Source organism: Anaerococcus marasmi, from assembly GCF_900290195.1.
In the GTDB taxonomy this organism is placed as follows: domain Bacteria; phylum Bacillota; class Clostridia; order Tissierellales; family Peptoniphilaceae; genus Anaerococcus; species Anaerococcus marasmi.
Genome location: NZ_OLMF01000004.1, coordinates 182146 through 201650, shown reverse-complemented (window position 1 = coordinate 201650; position 19505 = coordinate 182146). Strand labels below are relative to the sequence as shown.

At 37.7% G+C, this 19505-nt stretch carries 19 protein-coding genes and 2 pseudogenes; 2 read left to right on the top strand and 19 right to left on the bottom strand.

The annotated features are described in order from the left end of the window. Window positions 1–15: 15 nt before the first annotated feature. The 3 genes from C7D97_RS01125 to C7D97_RS01110 all read right to left on the bottom strand — a co-directional run bounded on the left by C7D97_RS01125 (window position 16) and on the right by C7D97_RS01110 (window position 1325). On the bottom strand, window positions 16–219 hold the full coding sequence (locus C7D97_RS01125; protein ID WP_105300324.1) for an excisionase: 204 nt from the start codon (window positions 217–219) through the stop codon (window positions 16–18). A gap of 456 nt (window positions 220–675) precedes the next feature. After that, window positions 676–888, bottom strand: coding sequence for a helix-turn-helix domain-containing protein (locus tag C7D97_RS01115; protein WP_050212332.1), 213 nt, complete (start codon window positions 886–888; stop codon window positions 676–678). A gap of 14 nt (window positions 889–902) precedes the next feature. Beyond that, window positions 903–1325: a sigma-70 family RNA polymerase sigma factor gene (locus C7D97_RS01110; RefSeq protein ID WP_105300323.1), complete on the bottom strand. Its 423-nt coding sequence runs from the start codon at window positions 1323–1325 to the stop codon at window positions 903–905. A gap of 504 nt (window positions 1326–1829) precedes the next feature. Here C7D97_RS01110 and C7D97_RS01105 point away from each other — a divergent pair. After that, entirely contained in the window at window positions 1830–2183 is a 354-nt protein-coding gene (locus tag C7D97_RS01105) for a helix-turn-helix transcriptional regulator (protein WP_001227347.1), read from the top strand. Window positions 2184–2242: 59 nt separating this feature from the next. Here C7D97_RS01105 and C7D97_RS01100 read toward each other — a convergent pair whose 3' ends face one another. The 16 genes and pseudogenes from C7D97_RS01100 to C7D97_RS01020 all read right to left on the bottom strand — a co-directional run bounded on the left by C7D97_RS01100 (window position 2243) and on the right by C7D97_RS01020 (window position 17828). After that, complete coding sequence (locus tag C7D97_RS01100; protein WP_000336323.1) at window positions 2243–2410, bottom strand: cysteine-rich KTR domain-containing protein; 168 nt, start codon at window positions 2408–2410, stop codon at window positions 2243–2245. A gap of 118 nt (window positions 2411–2528) precedes the next feature. Then, window positions 2529–4073 (bottom strand): annotated as a pseudogene (locus tag C7D97_RS01095) (tetracycline resistance ribosomal protection protein); the annotation flags it as partial. Between the two features lie 131 nt (window positions 4074–4204). Next, window positions 4205–5428, bottom strand: a complete 1224-nt coding sequence (locus C7D97_RS01090; protein WP_105300322.1) for an IS110 family RNA-guided transposase — start codon at window positions 5426–5428, stop codon at window positions 4205–4207. Window positions 5429–5660: 232 nt separating this feature from the next. After that, window positions 5661–6041 (bottom strand): annotated as a pseudogene (locus C7D97_RS01085) (GTP-binding protein); the annotation flags it as partial. Between the two features lie 15 nt (window positions 6042–6056). Further along, a complete protein-coding gene (locus tag C7D97_RS01080; protein WP_011058339.1) occupies window positions 6057–6143 on the bottom strand; it encodes a tetracycline resistance determinant leader peptide in 87 nt (28 codons plus the stop codon). A gap of 274 nt (window positions 6144–6417) precedes the next feature. Then, window positions 6418–7332 carry a conjugal transfer protein gene (locus tag C7D97_RS01075; protein WP_000975333.1) on the bottom strand — a complete coding sequence of 305 codons (915 nt, stop codon included), beginning with the start codon at window positions 7330–7332 and terminating at the stop codon, window positions 6418–6420. A 14-nt stretch (window positions 7333–7346) separates the two neighbouring features. Beyond that, complete coding sequence (locus tag C7D97_RS01070) at window positions 7347–8348, bottom strand: bifunctional lytic transglycosylase/C40 family peptidase (RefSeq protein WP_000769868.1); 1002 nt, start codon at window positions 8346–8348, stop codon at window positions 7347–7349. Beyond that, a complete protein-coding gene (locus C7D97_RS01065) occupies window positions 8345–10522 on the bottom strand; it encodes a CD3337/EF1877 family mobilome membrane protein (protein ID WP_000804748.1) in 2178 nt (725 codons plus the stop codon). Before C7D97_RS01065 ends, C7D97_RS01070 begins: the two co-directional genes overlap by 4 nt. Before the next feature lie 2 nt (window positions 10523–10524). Beyond that, window positions 10525–12972, bottom strand: coding sequence for a conjugal transfer ATPase TcpF (gene tcpF / locus C7D97_RS01060; RefSeq protein WP_000331160.1), 2448 nt, complete (start codon window positions 12970–12972; stop codon window positions 10525–10527). Then, window positions 12956–13348 (bottom strand): conjugal transfer protein, encoded by a 393-nt coding sequence (locus tag C7D97_RS01055; protein WP_000723888.1) that lies wholly within the window; start codon window positions 13346–13348, stop codon window positions 12956–12958. The genes tcpF and C7D97_RS01055 overlap by 17 nt, the downstream gene beginning before the upstream one ends. A gap of 88 nt (window positions 13349–13436) precedes the next feature. Next, window positions 13437–13934: an antirestriction protein ArdA gene (locus tag C7D97_RS01050; protein WP_000342539.1), complete on the bottom strand. Its 498-nt coding sequence runs from the start codon at window positions 13932–13934 to the stop codon at window positions 13437–13439. Window positions 13935–14050: 116 nt separating this feature from the next. Continuing rightward, window positions 14051–14272 carry a hypothetical protein gene (locus tag C7D97_RS01045; protein ID WP_001009056.1) on the bottom strand — a complete coding sequence of 74 codons (222 nt, stop codon included), beginning with the start codon at window positions 14270–14272 and terminating at the stop codon, window positions 14051–14053. 42 nt (window positions 14273–14314) lie between these two features. Next, window positions 14315–15520, bottom strand: coding sequence for a MobT family relaxase (gene mobT / locus C7D97_RS01040; RefSeq protein ID WP_000398284.1), 1206 nt, complete (start codon window positions 15518–15520; stop codon window positions 14315–14317). A gap of 177 nt (window positions 15521–15697) precedes the next feature. Further along, window positions 15698–17083 carry an FtsK/SpoIIIE domain-containing protein gene (locus C7D97_RS01030; RefSeq protein ID WP_000813488.1) on the bottom strand — a complete coding sequence of 462 codons (1386 nt, stop codon included), beginning with the start codon at window positions 17081–17083 and terminating at the stop codon, window positions 15698–15700. A gap of 28 nt (window positions 17084–17111) precedes the next feature. Continuing rightward, the gene (locus C7D97_RS01025; protein ID WP_000985015.1) at window positions 17112–17498 is read right to left on the bottom strand and encodes a YdcP family protein; all 387 of its coding nucleotides are present in this window, start codon (window positions 17496–17498) and stop codon (window positions 17112–17114) included. 15 nt (window positions 17499–17513) lie between these two features. Beyond that, window positions 17514–17828: a YdcP family protein gene (locus C7D97_RS01020; protein ID WP_000420682.1), complete on the bottom strand. Its 315-nt coding sequence runs from the start codon at window positions 17826–17828 to the stop codon at window positions 17514–17516. Window positions 17829–18087: 259 nt separating this feature from the next. On the opposite strand from C7D97_RS01020, the gene C7D97_RS01015 reads away from it, so the two are divergent. Continuing rightward, complete coding sequence (locus C7D97_RS01015) at window positions 18088–19311, top strand: IS110 family RNA-guided transposase (RefSeq protein WP_105300322.1); 1224 nt, start codon at window positions 18088–18090, stop codon at window positions 19309–19311. Window positions 19312–19505 lie beyond the last annotated feature (194 nt).

The window sequence follows — 19505 nt, the reverse complement described above, 5'->3', positions numbered from 1 at the left end:
GACCCTTTGGCTACGCTAGATTGCATTCAATGTATCTATAATTTTTTCAAATTGTTTTCGTTTAACCTTAATACGATTGCCATTCATAATCAGCCAGTTTGCATTTTTATTTTCTTCTGCCAAACGACGCAGCTTGTTTTCGCCAATACGAAAATATTTTGACGCTTCTTCAATAGTTAGGGTATAACGCTCCCAAATCGGAATGTCAGTCTGCTTCATAAAATCCTCCTTTCCAAATCACTTATTGGATTTCATAAAAGTTGTTTTACAAGCAATCGAACAGCTCTAGCAAAGCTCACGGGAGTTCCACCCCTGCATGGTTCTCATGTAGCCATACTCATTGCCTGCGACGCTTTTAACGCTCGGACTATTGACTGTATGGGAGTATCATTATCACGATAAGAAAGTCGTCGCTGGCAATCCTGCTAAAGATTGTTTTTCGGAACACTAACTGAAACGCTCGCTATCTTTAGAAGATAGGTCATGGCGGTTAGCTCCGTTGGCTCTTTTCTTATCGAAACGTATTCAATTACTTTTATTCAGTTTTCAAAGAACAATGGCTCGTTAGCCTATCAAAACACATTGAAAGCTCAATATGCTTTGATGGAATAACAAACCTCCCTGTTCGGGAAGCGTGGAATAGTATGGCACGCTTCCACGAAAAGAGAGAGGTTATTACTTAATTTCAAATGACAGAATCTTTGTAATCAGTCTGGTTTCCATTCTTCCACGTAAGACTTCATCAACGACCATACTTTGATTGCCATATTCATCTTTCATAAGTCGTAGGGAACGTTTCGTTATGTACCCTCTGTAATGATGTAGAATCTGGTTAATCGCTTCTGTATCGCCATCTGTTGCCTTTACAATGAGAGGAAAGGGAATCATAGGATATTGTGTTTTCATTCTTCAAATTCCTCCATAAACTTTTTGATTAAGGCTAGTCCACTGGTTCTATGCCGATAGACAGTAGAACGGTTCAATTTCAACAGGTCTGCAATTTCTGAATCGCTCATGTCCATAAAGTAAAACAGCAGTAGAATTTCACGTTTCTTGTCTGGCAACTCACGTAATGCTTCACTCAATAAATCATTTTCAACACCAACTGATATTCCATTGAGTGTAAAAATCTGAAAGTCAGTTGAATAGTTATCTGTTGTCGCAAACTGGCTAACAAGATAATCGCCAACATCAGAAAAGGACACTTCACGCTTTGCGATCCTTGAAAGATAAATCAGATAATTCTTTCGCTCGTCTTCCATAGCACGTTTACAGATATAGTCAAACTGATTTTCTATTGTGGTCTGAAAAAAAGATGGTTTCATGTTTCTCACCCCCTTTCTGTCTAGGAAAGGAAGTGAGCCTTGCTCTTTTATCTCCTTTCACTCTTAGTCCCAATGTGAAAGGGGGATTTGTTGCATTACTGATGAATAAACTTTGTAAAAAAGTTCTGAATAACCAAAAAAGCACACAAACAGATTGATTTCTCTGTTTACATGCTTTTATTTTTCTATCTATATGATTTATAAAACCACATTGGTGGACGTACTTATCTATTGCAGATAGACGACTTTTTTTGATAAATACTCAATGTGGGGAACTTGATTGTATGTGATATACTTCATGGCGACTTTGACCTCCAACAAACCGCCATTTGGAAGTAAGATACAATATTTTAACAGCATAAATAGCACTACCATATAACGGTTTTTTTTATTGGCGTTTAGTAGTGCTTTTTATTAAATATGAACCTATAAACTATATAACACGTTTTTCTATACCTGTTTTTAATTCAGTAGGAACAATAAAATGTATAGAGGTGGTCTACTATGCGTAAAAAAGAAGATAAATATGATTTTAGAGCCTTTGGTTTAGCCATTAAAGAAGCTCGATTGAAACGAGGTTTAACTCGTGAACAAGTGGGAGCATTGATTGAAATTGACCCACGTTACTTAACTAATATTGAAAATAAAGGGCAACACCCCAGCATACAAGTTCTTTATGACCTTGTATCGTTACTTCATGTTTCCGTTGATGAATTTTTCTTACCTGCTAATAACTTGGTAAAAAGCACCCGACGATTACAGATAGAGAAATACATGGATAGCTTTACAGACAAAGAACTATCCTTAATGGAATCTTTAGCCAGCGGTATCAACGAAGCAAGAAACATCGAAGACTAATTAAAAGAATCCATACATAACGGAAAGAGCCGATAAAATGAGATTGTATTAATCTCATTTTATCGGCTCTGCGTCTTTGCGTCTGGCTCTGTAATCACAGTTACTTTGAACTGCTTTATTTCAATTAAATTTTCTTGTCTGCATTTCGGACAATAGAGGGGGAATTTTTTTAATTCAGTATCTTCCCTTATCTTTAATCGTGTTTTATTTCCACATACAGGACACAATATCCACTTGTAGTTTATAATAACTATCTCCTCCTTTACACTTTAATTCAAATCTTTATTAAAGAATATTTCATCTTATTTAACAAGAAACCATATTTATATAACAACATAAAATACACTAAGTTATTTTATTGAACATATATCGTACTTTATCTATCCTACTATTTGGACGACGGGGCTGGCAAACAGGTTCACCGGTAGTAACATGGTACCCTTTTAACTCTGTTAAACAAACACTACGTCCATTTGTAAAGAAAGTTAAATCACTACGATATTCTTGAATACATCGAGCAGGGATTTCTCCACTAAGAATGACCTCATTATTTTTCAATTGAGTGTCTACGATGTTCGCACAATATTTAGGAGCATCGTTGTATGCTCGTGAAAGATATTCCTGTGGCGCATAAATTTTAAAACTAAGATATGGCTCTAACAATTCTGTTCCAGCTTTTTTTAAGACTTGTTCCAATACAATAGGAGCAAGCATTCGAAAATCTGCTGGGGTACTAACAGGGCTATAGTATAAGCCATACTTAAAACAGATTTTACAATCCGTCACATTCCAACCATATAATCCTTGTTCGCAACCATAGCGTATCCCTTCCATAACTGCATTTTGAAATGATTGATTTAAGTATCCAAGAGAAACCGAGCTCTCATACTGCATTCCACTTCCCAACGGAAGCGGTGATACAGATAAACCAATGGAAGCCCAGAAAGGATTTGGCGGCACTTCGATGTGAATGGTATATTCTGCATTTTTTAACGGTCTCTCCATATAAATGACTGTAGGCTCTTTTAGTTCTATCTCCACATGATACTTTTCTTGCAACAGTGCACTAATCACTTCCATTTGTACTTTCCCTAAGAAAGAAAGTATAATTTCATGTGTCGTAGAATCCACGTAATATCGTAGAAGCGGATCACTATCTGAGATTTCCAAAAGGGCATCAAGCAACATTTCTCTCTGTTCAGGTTTACTCGGTTCAACAGTTGTTTGTAGTAGAGGGTGCGGATTTTCAATCTTTTTTCTCTGTGGCAATAGTTTTGTATCTCCAAGAACACTATTTAACTTCAAAAACTCATTTTGCAAAATAACAATTTCTCCAGAATAAGCTCTATCAATCTTACATAATTCACCATTTATTGAAGTATACATTTCTGTAACTTTTATTTTTTCTTTTTCTGATACTCTAACCGAATCTCGTAAATGTAGTACTCCACTATAAAGGCGTATATATGCAAGACGTTGTCTTTTTTTTGTATATTCAATTTTGAAAACATTTCCGCAAAGTTCAGACGGACCTCGATGTGTTGATGAATAAAATTTATTCGTAATCACTTCTATAAGGTTATCAATCCCTATATTGTTTTTTGCACTTCCGTGATAAACAGGGAACAGGGAACAATTATGAAATCTTATGCTTTCCTCTTGTTCGAGTTCCAATGCTTCTAATGATTTACCGGACATATATTTCTCTAAAAGGTCATCGTTTCCCTCTATTACCGTATCCCATTGTTCAGATTCGGTAAAGTTCGTCACACACATATTAGGATACAGTTCTACCTTCTGTTTGATTACAATTTCGGCAGAAAGTTTCTCTTTAATATCCTGATAAACCGTTGATAAATCAATTCCATTTTGGTCAATCTTATTGATAAAACCTGCTAACAAAAGTCAAGGAGAAAAGCAAATTAATTTTGTATTTCTCCTTGTTAATTAGAGTTTAAATTTGAGCATACCAAATAAACCGGTTACTATCGGCTTGTTTTTTTACTATTGCATTCTTAATTCTAGGCTACTTTTAACAACTTCTTTTCTTGTTTTGATGCCATAACTTTTGCATAGTATATTCTTAAGAATTTATTTAATCCTGCAAATTTACATACTTTTTTCGCTTTTCCATCGTTTTCTTTTTTTACCATATACAGATATATTTCATTTTCAGGATCTTTTGCACTCATCATACATTTCATAGCTTGGTAACCTACTTTTCTTAGTATTGCATTGCCTCTTTTTGTTATTTTTCTCTGGTCTGCTTTAAAATTCCCTGATTCATATGGTGGTGAATCTATTCCTACAAAAGATATTAAACTTTTTTTATTTTTGAATTTTGATAAGTCTCCAAACTCTGCTGTGATTTGTACTGCTAATTTATCTGATATTCCTGAGAATTTTTTTGCTTCTTGATATTCTTCTAGGGGCTCGGCAATTTCTATCATTTGTGATAAAATAGTATGTAGAATTTGATTTATATGTTTTATCAATTCTATTCCTTCTTGTATGCTAGTCTTTATATATGAGCTATTAGAAGGTTGAGTTGAGATACTTTCCTCTGCGAGCTTGTATATGGATTTAGCTTTATCAGCATTAGGATGGTATCTCTTTTCTTTTGCCCAGTTTTTAAAATCTTCTATGAATTTTTCTTCTGTTTTTTCTAATACTAGGTTTTTATGCCACCATCTTTCTAAGAAGTCTAATAGTTTATCTTTTGAAAAGTCTCCTGACGCGTGTGGAATTAATTTCTTTATTCCTGGAAATGTTTGACTTATTGTTTGGTCTATGAAGTTCATTTGATTTATTCTTAAGTCCATATAGTGCTGATAGGATCTGTTTAATTCTTTTAGGACTCTGAAATTTTCTGAATCTATTTTGTATTCTTGTAATTCTTTCCAGTACATCAAGCCATATTCTGCTATTTGTATGGCATCTATATTATCATTTTTTGCTTTTCTAAAGTTAAGTACTCGACAAAACTGTTTCATTTTCAAAGGGTTTACCACAGTTACAAAGTATCCTTTGTCTTTTAATTCATAGAGGATTGGAAGATGGTATTTACCTGTTGCTTCCATGATTATTTTTACTTCTTCGTTTAATGAATCTAGTTTCTTTAAAAATTCTTCTACTTTTGTTTTCTTAAGATGGACATCAAAAGGCTTCCAAATGATTTTGCTACCTTGTTCTAGTGCACAGACTGTAAACTTCTCTTTTGCTATATCTATTCCTATAGATATCATTTTATTACCCTCTTTCTTTTAATTTGTAGTTCCTACCTGCACCATTACACTCATTTTAGCTCGTGACACGGACTTTTTGCCCAACCTGCTTAACCGAATATGAATAATGAAGAGATAGATGACAGTTTTATTGGCGGATGTTTAAACCCTAAAAGACGGTCGTCATACTACATCTTCATTATACAAAAATAGTGCAAGATAGAAATTAATTTCTTTCTTACACTATTTATGGTACTAAAAAGATTGTGGGAATCCCCATTTTCCTAAGTGCATGAAATAATATACGAGTTTGTGCTTGTACGCCATCTTTTGCAGAAATCAGTAGAATTGCCCCATCTAAAACTGATAATGAACGATATACTTCTGCTAAGAAATCCATATGTCCTGGCGTGTCTATGATGTTCACCTTCGTATTTTCCCACTGAAAAGAGGTTATTCCTGTCTGAATTGTAATTCCTCTCTGACGTTCTAAAAGCGTATTATCCGTCCTCGTTGTACCTTTGTCCACGCTTCCTAATTCTGTAATCGCTCCACTGTTATATAATAAGCTTTCTGTTAAGGTAGTTTTTCCTGCATCAACATGAGCTAAAACTCCAATATTAATAATTTTCATGTGATTTTCCTCCATTCAAAAACCCAAAAGGGCATAAAAATCCCAGTGATAAATACTTTTATCACTGGGATTTTTATGCATAACCATAGGTATACAAAGCATACAGATATTCTCTGGATACTTTAGAATCACATGATAAAGGTATTCTTAAACTGGGTACAAAAAACTAAGCCCTCCTAAAAAAGGACATCTAATTATTTGTTCCCGCTATCAAATTGACAGTTTATTTAAGAATACCTTGCCGCATATTTATTAACTCCTTTTAAATAGTCACTTAAATAATACCGCGTAAGAGCATATTTGTAAAGGAATCTCCAATTTTTTATCAAAAAGAGTACATGATTACAAAGTATCTGTAATCATGTACCAATATTTGTTATTTTACAATCTTCCAATTACTCCCGTTCTTTTCAAGTACCAAATCAAATTGAGATACCTGCGTTGCTTTGGTCTGCTGGTCGATATACTCCACTGTCAGCGATACCGTGACTTGATTATCCTTACGATTGTGAATAGGATTTACCAGTTCTTGAAAGATGTACTCTTTTCCGATTGGTTTTAATATCCCGTCATTCACATAGTAGGAAAGTTCACTGGCTGTCGCTGTAGGATAGAGCTTGAAGAACGTCGTTAAAAACTCATTGATTTCATTGGTTGTAATGGAATCAACCGTCCCCTCACTTTCAATGGCTTTTGGTTTATAACTTGATTTCTTAGGTATGTTGGTAATGGTCGGATTCTTAACCAGTACCATATTTCCAGAACCATCTACATAGACACTCACTATATAAGCAGAGTGGACGGTCTTTGTATTTTCTCCCTCTGTAATGAGCTGGTCTACACTGTAGGTTACATTAAACTCATTGTCGCCAGTTGGCTCTACCGTCCATATCTGAAATCCTCTTACAGAAGACGATACAGGAATATCTTTGCGTACTGTATCAACATTGAGAGCTTGAAGTTCATCTGTCAGATAGCCTTTTAGACTTTCCATTCGATTATCAATGGACTTATCGGATTGCTCCCATGAATAGTAGACTTTCGCAAAGTTCTCTACAAAATTTTCTACATGATGAGTATCAACGTATTCCTTTTCTATGATAGTTGTTTCGTGAATAGTATGAGTATCTATAGCTGTAAAGTGCTTGAATATCGCAAAGCTGAAACTAAGCCCTAAAAGTACCCACAAGGCAATCACAACCTTTTTATGAGGATTGACCTTATAGACACGAGGTTTCTTTTCCTTTGGTATCTGTTTTTCTTTATTCTGATTTTTTCTAAATTTCATCATTAAATCTTCCTTTCTCATTGTTTGATTCGTCCTGCTCCCACTAAATGCTGTTGCCAGTAGGGGCTTGTTAAGTCGGCATAACCGATTGGGTCGCCTGCATGAAACATACGGTTATTGCCAAGGTATATCCCAACATGAGTAATATAAGAGCCAGCGTTATAGGTAGAATGAAAGAAAACCAAATCGCCAGCTTGTGCTTCCGATAGTGGGATATGCTGGGTCACATCATATTGCTGTTGTGCGGTTCGTGGTAAGTTAATTCCAGCTTTTCCATACGTCCATTGTGTCAGTCCGCTACAATCAAAAGAAGTAGTCGGGGAAGCTCCACCGTAAACGTATCGCCAGCCCTCATATTTCAGTGCTTCGTCCATGATGGCTTGTACCGTATCATCATCAAACTCTGTTGTGACAAGATACTGCGTTACCAGTTGCACATAAAACATATTGCCATAGTTGTATCGCCAGCCCCCATTGATAGGTATGGCTATGGGATTGGGGTAAGACACTTTTTCGCCACCTGAATACTCTTTTGAGAAACTTTGAGCCAGTTCAAAGGTATATTTATTTCCACGATTAGCCACATACCCTAAGAAACCACCACCATAATTGTAGGACTGGATAACCGATTCTAAATCTACACTGAGCCTTTCGCTACTGGCTAATAATTCACTGAAATACTTCACACCTTGCTTAATGGATTCTTCTGTACTCAATGAATTAGGTGGAAGACCGAGGGATTCCGAGGACTGCATAACATCTTCCGCAGTACCGCCCGATTCCACCTGTATAATCGCAAGAAGTATGTTGACATATTCTTCAACGCCATATTCTTTGGCATATTTTTCTACCATAGGCTTATGAGCCAGCACTTCTGCGGAAACATTCACACCTCCATAATGAATATTGGAAATTCCGCTGTCCTGTTCATCTGAAAATAAAATGGCAACAAACAGAAGCAGTGAGAAGACCATCAAGAATAATCCAGAACCACCAATCACTAAAGTTTTCAACTTCATGGTTTCTTACCGACTTTCTTAATGGTGGCGGTTTTGATTGGTGGTCTACTTCTTGTATTTTGTAGTGGTACTCTTTGAACAGTAGACGGACGTTCTTTTGTGATTGGACGTTGTGAAGTTCTATCTGCTGTAGTGGTTGAAGTTGCTGGCTTTTGAACGGTTTTTTCTTGAACGGTATTGCCTTGGCGTTCCACTTTTGGACTTGAAAAATCGGACTTAACTGCTGGACGCTCTTGTTTGGCTTGTTGAGATTCCTTATATGAAGTCTGAATATTAGACTGTTTTGAGGTCTGTTCATCATGATATTGTTCTTGTCTTGTAGTCGGTCTTTCATGAACAGAAGAAGCAGGCTGTTTTTTCTGTTTGACCTGTTCCATTTCAGAGCGACGCTTCGCAATGGTTTTTCGCCTTTGTTCCTGCTGTTCCTTGCGTCCACTGGCTCTGTCCGCTTTGGTTTGAGAAATACTACTGGTTAAATCACGGACATTCTCTTTTACTTTGGATTTTCCTTGATATACTGCATATCTTGCATTGGTCGGCAAATCTTTAACCTGTTCTTTCAAACCACTAGCAGTGTCTACCATTCTGTCTTTGGTATCAGCTACTGTACCGATGGTTTGACCGATACGTTTTCCAAGTGTTGATTTTTCCTTTCCGTCTGGTCGGGAGTGATCTGCTTGTGTCCTTGCAGAACTCCCCGAACCCGACTGTCCTTTTTTACCTGTAACAATGGCAGACCCAGCCCCTAGAGTAGTCATGGAACGTCCAAGTTTCCGCTGTAGACGGTGCATGTGAGCGTGCATAAGCATACGAGGTTTTCTCATCACACGACTTCCCACACTTTGAGAATCGTTACTCTGTAGAGAAAACATACTCATTAAATCGCCCAGCTTGAAGTAGATTCCTGCAAAGGTCACAATCTGTAGAAAAGCAATCAAAAAGAACGGATAACCAGCCGATAAGGTATAGAGCATGGTTGAAATACTAAATGCTGTCGTAATAATCAATGTGATTCCAGCTCGTGTCAAAATGGTATTAAAGAGCTTTGTTATGGCTCGTTTTGACATACCATCAAATGATGGAATCATGCTTAAAATAAAGCTCACAGGCAGAAACATAGCATAGATGATAAAAAGTACCTGCGAGAAAATCATGATTCCTGTTAATAGGAATACAAATATGGAAATCCCAATATTGAAGACAAATAGGAAGAAGACTGTACCTAAACGGTTAATGGTCTTTGTAATGGTTAGATTGGTATTGCTTCTGTCTTCAATTTCTTCCGCAACAATTTTTTCTCTGTCTTCGCCATTGTTGGAATCTGGGCTGGTGGAGAGCAGGCTTTCCACACGGTCAATACCGATACTTTCAATGTCTGAACTGTTGTATTGAAGCAGTAGCCACGGTTGCTGAACCTGTATGGAAAACAGGCTATCTCTGATTAAGTCCACGCTGTCCTTGCCTTGACTATCGGAATGGGGCATGACAATCTTCGTGCCAAGTGATAAACTGGCATTACTGATGTCTGATGAAAAGTCATTGATTTTTTTAATGTAGTCGGGAGCGTAGGCAATAAAGGAAGCCGATAGGATAAACACCAGCACAAAATTCATAATGGCATGAATTGCCTTTGTGGTTTCTCTCTTTATCAGTCCCGTATAGGCAACATAAACCCCAAGAACCAAAATCAAGAGTAAGAGGAATCCAACATAGAAACCCTCTGTTGAAAATCCGTTTGCACTCACACCAGCTAAGGTCTGCATATTCTTACCAATGGAATCTGCTGTAGCGGAAATGAAGTCTAAGGAATAGGCTTCCTGTACTAAGTAACCTGTCGCATTGGAAACATACAAACTGATTGTCCAAATAAAATTGGTAATGGCATATAGTCCATACATGACCTGTTTTCCAATCCCGTCCGACCAGTTCCACGGAAGCCAGCCCCAGCTATTATCCACATAAAAATCCAGTTGATAGTTTTCAAGTGGGTATCGGCTGTATTCATTTGCCACATTGACCGTATCATCTACCAAGCCCGCAGCTTGAACCACCGTTCCCAGCATAGCTAAAAGAAAAATGGCAATCACAAGTGTGAAAGCCACTGTCATTGCCACTTTACCTAGACGTTTCAGCGTCCAGTTTGATTTTATTCTGTTTACTATTGATGGTTTCACATTTACACCTCTTTTCGCACAGGTGGTCTGGTATCAAAGGCATGGAGCAGTTCTTCAAATACAGGGTGGAACTGTATCACACCGACACGACCATATAAATCACTGATAAGGCATTGCCCGTTTTCCAAATCACGCAATCGCTTCTGATTGTTTTCGTCCTCTGGGTCTACACCAAAAAAGGCTAAGGTCTTTTTAATCTCGTTAAGGTCAGTGGAACGAAATGCAAATTTTAAGCCGAGGTTATTTTTCAGTTTTTCATCTAAGAGGTCGTCTGTATTTTGGGTCACGAAATATACCCCAGCGTTCATAGCACGACCAGCCCGAACCAGCTTCATAGATAGTGTTTTTCCTTGTGCTACCTGTAAAAAGCTCCATGCTTCGTCTAAATCTACAATCTTGAAAATGCTTCGGTCTGTATGGATAAAGTCTAAAGCAAAGGTACTAATGACAATCAGCATAGCAACGGATAAAAGCTCCATAGTGGTATATTCCTCAAAGGAAGTTTCCTTGTCGGGAAGTACCAAGTCCGCAACCTGTATAATGTTCAGTTGTTTTTCTAAGCTGATAGACTGCTCCACATAACCATTACTGAATAATAAATGTGCAAAGTCATAGTCTGTAAAACTTTCGATATGGTCGGCTATACTGGTACTTAGTGGCGTATTCTCAACCCGTAATTCCTCAATCACTTTCATCAACCCTCGTACTTCACTATTGGTTACTGCACGAATGGCTTTTCTAAGGATTGGGAAGCGTTCCCCATCACGAGAGGAAATCCCCGTAAGGAATGTCAGAATATCAATAGCCAGTGATTCAGAATCTTTGGGATTTTTCATAATCACATAAGGGTCAAGTAAGCCTTTGTTTTTCTCATCAGAAGTCAGAGTGACGATATTGATTTCATGGGAAATCTCTGGCAAGGTTTCTTTCCATCTGCCACGTTCTGCTTTTGGGTCTACAATCACTGCTTGTGCCCCATAAAGCACCGCATAATAGACGATAAGGTTATTCGCAAAGGATTTACCACCACCCAGCGAACCAACAAAAGCCGACGCTAACGCATTGGTTACTGAACCCTTAACCCCTTGACTGGCAAGAGCAGGTTTCAGATAGACATTGCGTCCAGTATCTAAGCTGTAGCCAACATAAATCCCCTCATTTTCCCCCAGCATTTGAGTAGCACCAAAACCTAAACCAGCGAGGAAATCAGAGGTCACGTATTGAATATAATCATTCATATAACGCTTGCTGGCAGGTAAAAATTCTTCATGTAAGCCGAGCATATCCCCAAATGGTCGTACCAGTTTTACGCTTAAATCGTCATAAAAATCTTTCACTTCATTACAACGACGTTTGAGTTCGTCAAGATCATTTGCTGATACCCTTACCACATAAGACAGCTTGTACATAGATTCCTTGCTTTGGTCTAAATTGGTTTCCAGCTCATTCACACTTTCCAGAGCTTCCGCCACATTGGAGCTGGTTTCATTATCACTTTGCCAAGCGTGGTTATCCAAGTCTTTCAGTTCTTTCTTTTTATTGCGGACAGTAGATAGGGCTTTACGATTCGCTACAATTTCCACATTCATTGACGTATCAATCGGGAATGTAAATTGCTGTTGCTGGTAGTAGAAGATTTCAGAGGACGGGAAGTCCAGTTCTCCGACAATGCTGTTAATGGTAAAGTAAGCTACATAGACGGTTTCATCTTCCTGCTGGATTTTCAAATATCGCTGTTTTTCTTCCACCAAACAGCGAGTAGGCTTAATCAAGTCATAGTATTTAATCAGCGTTTCATTATCCAGCTTTTTCTTTGATAGATGGTACTCATACTCTTCATAGGCAGTGCCTGTCTGTCCGTAAAGGTGTTCAATCAGATAGCCGAAGTCGTCCTTATCTAACCTGCGGATTTTGAAACGACGAGAGATTTTATTTTCTAAGAGCTTTTCCATCTTCTGAAAACGCAGGATTTCATCATTACTCATACTAACAAAATCGCCCATCAGCTTATGGTTCACATCATAGACAAAATCAGACAAAGCATTTTTTGCTTCAACGGTAAGACTTTTCATAGAAAACTCCTGATCGTTGAGAAGCAACTTAAAGCCGATAAAGAAACGGTAGTTCACTTGATTTTCGCCAATCATGGATATTAAAGCGTCTGTCTGTTGGTCGATTTTGTCATAGGCAACCGCTTTGAGCTTGCCAGTGACTTCATTTTTGGAACGCTCTTGTGCAGAACGTATGCTGGATTCTGTACTGATTTGTAAAGCATGAATTTTGCCATCACGATTTTGTGCGATAAGCTGTCTGAAAGAATCATGCACTTGTATTTTCTGTTCTGGACTTAGAAATGAGTAATTGTAAGGAACAAGCTCATAGTAAGCATAACATTCCCCGTCTTTATTCCAGACGAGATTGTTTTCAATGTATTTAATTGGATATGCCATAAAATTCACTCCTAACTGCTGTAATGGCTTCTTGTGGCTGGTTTCTGCCAAGCGTTACTTTTTTTCCTGCATAGGTCAGCTTTGGTCGCAGTGCATAAGCAATGACAGACTTCAAAAATCCATAAGGCTTTTTACCATCAAAAGTTTTTGTAGACATAAACCATGTGAAAGCCACAGGAATCCCAAAGTATTTGAGAAATGCTCCCTCTATCATGGAAAGAGGGGGCAAGTTGCCAAGTATCATCACTGCAAAGAGTGACACGACAAACCATGTCATTTGCGTAAAGGTTATGGGAAACGGAAGTCTAAAATCATTGATAGAATACAGTACCTTTTCCACAGACCAGATACTGGTATAGCTTCGTATTTTCTTCATGTAATCAATCCTTTCATAAAAAATAGGGGTAGCTGATTGAGCCACCCCGTAAAATAGAAAATCTGCCAGTAGTAATGTACCGACAGATTTAATAGACGATTTCAAAAATCCCATGATTGGTTGAGATAAACGTTCCTGAAAGGTCTAAATCCCGACCATAGGCTTGATAATCAATATAGTTTTGAAGACTAGCTGGTACTTCGCCTAAAGCACCCGTTTCTTCAATGTAGTAGCGTGCCACGTCATACATATCATCACAATCGGAATGAATGATAATATCCTCTTGATGTTCGCTTAGTTCTTCAATGCTTGAAAAATGAGTGAGCAGAGCAGATAGCTCCGATTGTAATTCTTCGGGTAATTCCGATACCATTTCCCATAGTCGATTGAGTTCGCCAATGGAAGTGTATTCGTCAACCGTAAAGGGTAACTCGTAGTCATGAATGGCGTATTCCTCATATTCATCATTCAAGCCGATTTTCTCTTTGACTTCCTCAAAGTCAATGGGAAAGGTAAACCACGCACCGACCAATTCGCCCTCATTGTATTTGCCTAAATTCGCAATATAGACTTGCATATCGTCCATATATTCACGTCCTTTCTTTGTAGAGATTCAAAAATCCCTACCGCACTTCGTTTGGTGTACCATTCCTTTGCGGAACATAAGAAAACCACTTATATTCCACAAAAGAACGGTTTTATTTAAGCACCAATAATGCGATTGAATAGCTCTAGTAAAATGTCTTTTACTCCAGCAGCGTTGAAGACTAAGCCAACCGCAATAATCGCAATAATTAAAAAGCCAATCAGTTTGCTAAACTCACGCTTGAAGCCAAGATACAAGCCAATCACAACGATTGCTAAAAGCACCAGTGATTGAGCGTTTGATAGAAACCAGTTATAAAGGTTTTGTCCAAAATTCATAAAAATGTTCTCCTCTCTATATTCAATGAATTTGTATTTGAGTTATTTTTTTGTTGTTATCACGTCCTGTTCTTTTACTGACTGTTGCTTCAAAATCTGCTTGTGTCGGTCTGTCAGTTTCGCATGGTCGAGAATGTCTTTTACAACCTGCGTCTGGTTGATTTCATCAAGTTTAATCGCAACCTTTAAGGTCGGGGCAACTTGATGAGATAGCCAGTTCAGCGTCCTTTGGAAGGAGTAAGGCTCTGGTTTTGTGGTTAGTTTTAATCGTTCACGATTGTTCCCAATAAACCAAGCCCATTCTTCATTCAGTTTCCAATCAGAACGAGGTTTGGAATCGTCTTTATCTACAAAACGGATATACCGATTGATAATTTTAAAGGCGGTATGCTCTGGATTGTCATAGACGAGTAAATCACGGACTGCATAATAGGCACGCTCATTTTTCAATCGAATCTCAAAACGGTTTTTTACTTCTGCGTCTTCAATGGGAATATCATTTTTCTTGTACTGCTCGTAGTCCTTTTCATAGATACAGAAATAAACTTCACTTTGTAATGAACCGATATAGAGGGTGTTTCCCATACATTCCTTTTCCTCTTTGCGTACCAGTTCGCCACTGCGATAGCTTTTAAAACTGCGGAAGACGGAGATACATTCTTCCTGTTGGCACTTTTCAGTGAGTACAGGGATATTCAAAATCCCTGTCTTATCGTTAATGGCAAGGTCAAGGCGTTTCATCACACCGCCAGCCACCAAAACGTCCATAAAGAACTCATACCAGCTTCTTTGTTGTGCCAGAAGATAGCTTTCAAATTGTCTGCACCCACGACCTTTCAATTCCACCAGAACTCCTTTGTCCAGTTCATGGGAGCAAAGGACGAATATGTCGCCTAAAGCATAATGCTCTGAATAAGAATAGAAACCATAGTCCTCATGAAGAAAATAGGACAGTTTCAGTTGTAAGATGTTTTCGACCACCTGCTGTACGTCTGTTGTCGGAAAGCGAATCCTTACATAATCAAACAGCATTTCAAGGGGAGCGTCGGGATTGAAGCGTTCCAGAGCTTCCCAAAGGGACTGCTGTAAATCCTCTGATGGCTTGACTTTTCCTGTTTCAATATCGCTTAGATACTGCCTTGTAATACCAGTCGCAACAGCTAAACGGTTTTGAGATAGTCCATAAGCCAAGCGTTTTTCTTTTAAATGCTGTAACCAAGTTTGTTCATTCAGTAAAAATCCCTCCAATCAAAAAGGCGTATGTCAACTTTTAAAGCCCATTTGACATACGCTGAAATTTTGTAAATCCCTTGTAACCAAAGGATTTTCTAATGTTTTTTTGACTGTTTCCTGTCGATTTGTACCCCCCAGTTAGATACGGGGGGTTAAGTGCTGGCGTGGCTATTGCCACACCAGCCAGCAAGATCAGTCCACACCTGCGACTTCCGCTTCGCACGTCGCCTGCGTGGACTGTCTGCTGTTGGATAACTTTTTAATTTCCTCCAAGAAATCATATCCTTTTGGTACAAGGGGAGTATAAAACTCTGATATGACACTTGTTCCTACATCAACATAGCCACGACCTTTGATTCGCTTTAAGAAGAAATCCTTTTGTACGTCACTGCCAAACATCATGCCATAGCCCATTTCAGACATACGACCTAAAGCCACTCTGAAATTAAACTGATCACGGATTCCGTCGCCTAAATATTTTGCGTCTGGACGTTGACAAGCCAGTATTAGAAAGAAGCCAGCTTGACGACCTAACATGACAATCTGTTTCAGCTTATTCATAACTGCGGTGTTTTCTTTTGTTCCCAGCATTTCCATGAAAGCGACGTATTCATCAAAGATTAAGAAGTGTGCCGGGAGACCTAAGTAAGCATAATTTTTGCCAGTCTTATAGTTCTTCATCTGCTTCATTTCCTCACTACGTTTCATCATTTCTTCATAGAATGTTTCAATGCAAGAAAGCAAGTCTTCTTTTCTATAGTAGACATTTGCCATCACAGAACCTAAGTCCGCAAGGTCAGCATTTTTCGGGTCAAGAATATACAGTTTTGAATCTGTATGAAGCAAGGCTTCAATCAGTGTCAGTATAAAGTAAGTTTTACCGCCACCTGTACCACCAGCAATCAACATATGAGGGAGCTTATCATATTCCCACCATACGTTTTTCATTAAGCGAAGTTTACCATCTTTAGCTTCTACTTCATCAATAGAAATACGACTGGCTATGGTGTCATAGAGCAAAGTATATTCCACATAGGAATCCTTTAACTCTTTATCCGTCAGCTCACAGTACAAGCCACTCTCTAATTTCTTTTCCAAGTGTAAGAGTTGGTCTTGATATTTTCCCAGCGTGATTTCCACCCGTATCTGTATCAAGCCATTTTTAAGTCGATAATACATTTTAGGGAAGTAGGTTATCTTTTCCTTTGTACGACCAGCACTATCTTTAAAGAAACCCTCTGTTTTGACCTGTTCAGATTCATACCACTTGTTTTCAAGTATCATCTTTGCCAGTTTTTGACGGTGGTAAAGTTGTTTAACCGTATCATAGCGAACCCGTTTGAATACAAACGCTACCAGCAAGCAGATAAGAATTGCGACACTGAAACTGATAATTAAATAGGGAATGTCAATCTTATCTGCTTGTGATAGGTTAAAATCCTGCCAGTTGATCTGCTGGATTGTCTTCACATGAAACAGTCCGACAACCAGCAGGAAAACAGGCAGGAGTGACGCTATCGTAAAATGAAAGACTAAATCTTTACCAGATGGGCGAATCCTTTTACCACGCTGTTTCATGCGAAAAAGTCTCCTTTCTACCTAGCGACTATTTGTCTTGTGTCGGTTCTTTCTTTGCTTGTGGTTGAGCTTTGAATGAACTAGAATCCTTTGTCAGCACAATATCGTCTGCCTTGATATACCAGTCAACATCTGCTCCTTGATAGGTGGCAGTAGCAACGGTGTCCGCAATGGGATTGATAAGTTCCACCCGTGCGTTATAATCAAACTCTTTCAAAGGCACGCTGGCAGGAATACTTACTTGAATCATGCGTCCTTGTCCTTTGGATTTTAAGTCATAGGTACGTTCCTTGATTTCATCTGAAACCGACCCGTCTTCATTTTGGATTCTCACTTCACGACGTAGAGCAGAGAATTTCAATTCTCCAAAAGTCGTGTCTTTATCTAATACAATGCCATTTGCTAATCTCATCATTTTTCCTCTCTTTCTTTATTCTTTTATCATGTCGTCAGCATGTAAAAGGTAATTTGTAAAACCACGAGTGCCGATTTTGTAGCCCTCTGCGGTAATACGTGGATTGACTAACTTCACACGTTCCTCAAAGCCGAAATGTTTTTCGCCAGCTTCAGCAGGAAGCACCACCACAATATCATCTGCTCTTTGAACATCAGAATAGAGATTATAGCTTCTTGATAAGACAGTTAGCCGTCCGTTGATTCTTCGCTGAACGACTTTATCCTCGCCAGCAAATTCTAAATTGCCGAATGTTTTTTCCATGTTGGGAATCACAAATTTAAGTTCCATATTTTTACCTATCCTTTCTTTTTAGTACCATAAATAGTGTAAGAAAGAAATTAATTTCTATCTTGCACTATTTTTGTATAATGAAGATGTAGTATGACGACCGTCTTTTAGGGTTTAAACATCCGCCAATAAAACTGTCATCTATCTCTTCATTATTCATATTCGGTTAAGCAGGTTGGGCAAAAAGTCCGTGTCACGAGCTAAAATGAGTGTAATGGTGCAGGTAGGAACTACAAATTAAAAGAAAGAGGGTAATAAAATGATATCTATAGGAATAGATATAGCAAAAGAGAAGTTTACAGTCTGTGCACTAGAACAAGGTAGCAAAATCATTTGGAAGCCTTTTGATGTCCATCTTAAGAAAACAAAAGTAGAAGAATTTTTAAAGAAACTAGATTCATTAAACGAAGAAGTAAAAATAATCATGGAAGCAACAGGTAAATACCATCTTCCAATCCTCTATGAATTAAAAGACAAAGGATACTTTGTAACTGTGGTAAACCCTTTGAAAATGAAACAGTTTTGTCGAGTACTTAACTTTAGAAAAGCAAAAAATGATAATATAGATGCCATACAAATAGCAGAATATGGCTTGATGTACTGGAAAGAATTACAAGAATACAAAATAGATTCAGAAAATTTCAGAGTCCTAAAAGAATTAAACAGATCCTATCAGCACTATATGGACTTAAGAATAAATCAAATGAACTTCATAGACCAAACAATAAGTCAAACATTTCCAGGAATAAAGAAATTAATTCCACACGCGTCAGGAGACTTTTCAAAAGATAAACTATTAGACTTCTTAGAAAGATGGTGGCATAAAAACCTAGTATTAGAAAAAACAGAAGAAAAATTCATAGAAGATTTTAAAAACTGGGCAAAAGAAAAGAGATACCATCCTAATGCTGATAAAGCTAAATCCATATACAAGCTCGCAGAGGAAAGTATCTCAACTCAACCTTCTAATAGCTCATATATAAAGACTAGCATACAAGAAGGAATAGAATTGATAAAACATATAAATCAAATTCTACATACTATTTTATCACAAATGATAGAAATTGCCGAGCCCCTAGAAGAATATCAAGAAGCAAAAAAATTCTCAGGAATATCAGATAAATTAGCAGTACAAATCACAGCAGAGTTTGGAGACTTATCAAAATTCAAAAATAAAAAAAGTTTAATATCTTTTGTAGGAATAGATTCACCACCATATGAATCAGGGAATTTTAAAGCAGACCAGAGAAAAATAACAAAAAGAGGCAATGCAATACTAAGAAAAGTAGGTTACCAAGCTATGAAATGTATGATGAGTGCAAAAGATCCTGAAAATGAAATATATCTGTATATGGTAAAAAAAGAAAACGATGGAAAAGCGAAAAAAGTATGTAAATTTGCAGGATTAAATAAATTCTTAAGAATATACTATGCAAAAGTTATGGCATCAAAACAAGAAAAGAAGTTGTTAAAAGTAGCCTAGAATTAAGAATGCAATAGTAAAAAAACAAGCCGATAGTAACCGGTTTATTTGGTATGCTCAAATTTAAACTCTAATTAACAAGGAGAAATACAAAATTAATTTGCTTTTCTCCTTGACTTTTGTTAGCAGGTTTTATTGGCTGAATGAATGTTTGATGGTCTTAAAGAGTGGGGAACGACCTTTTGATTCTTGAT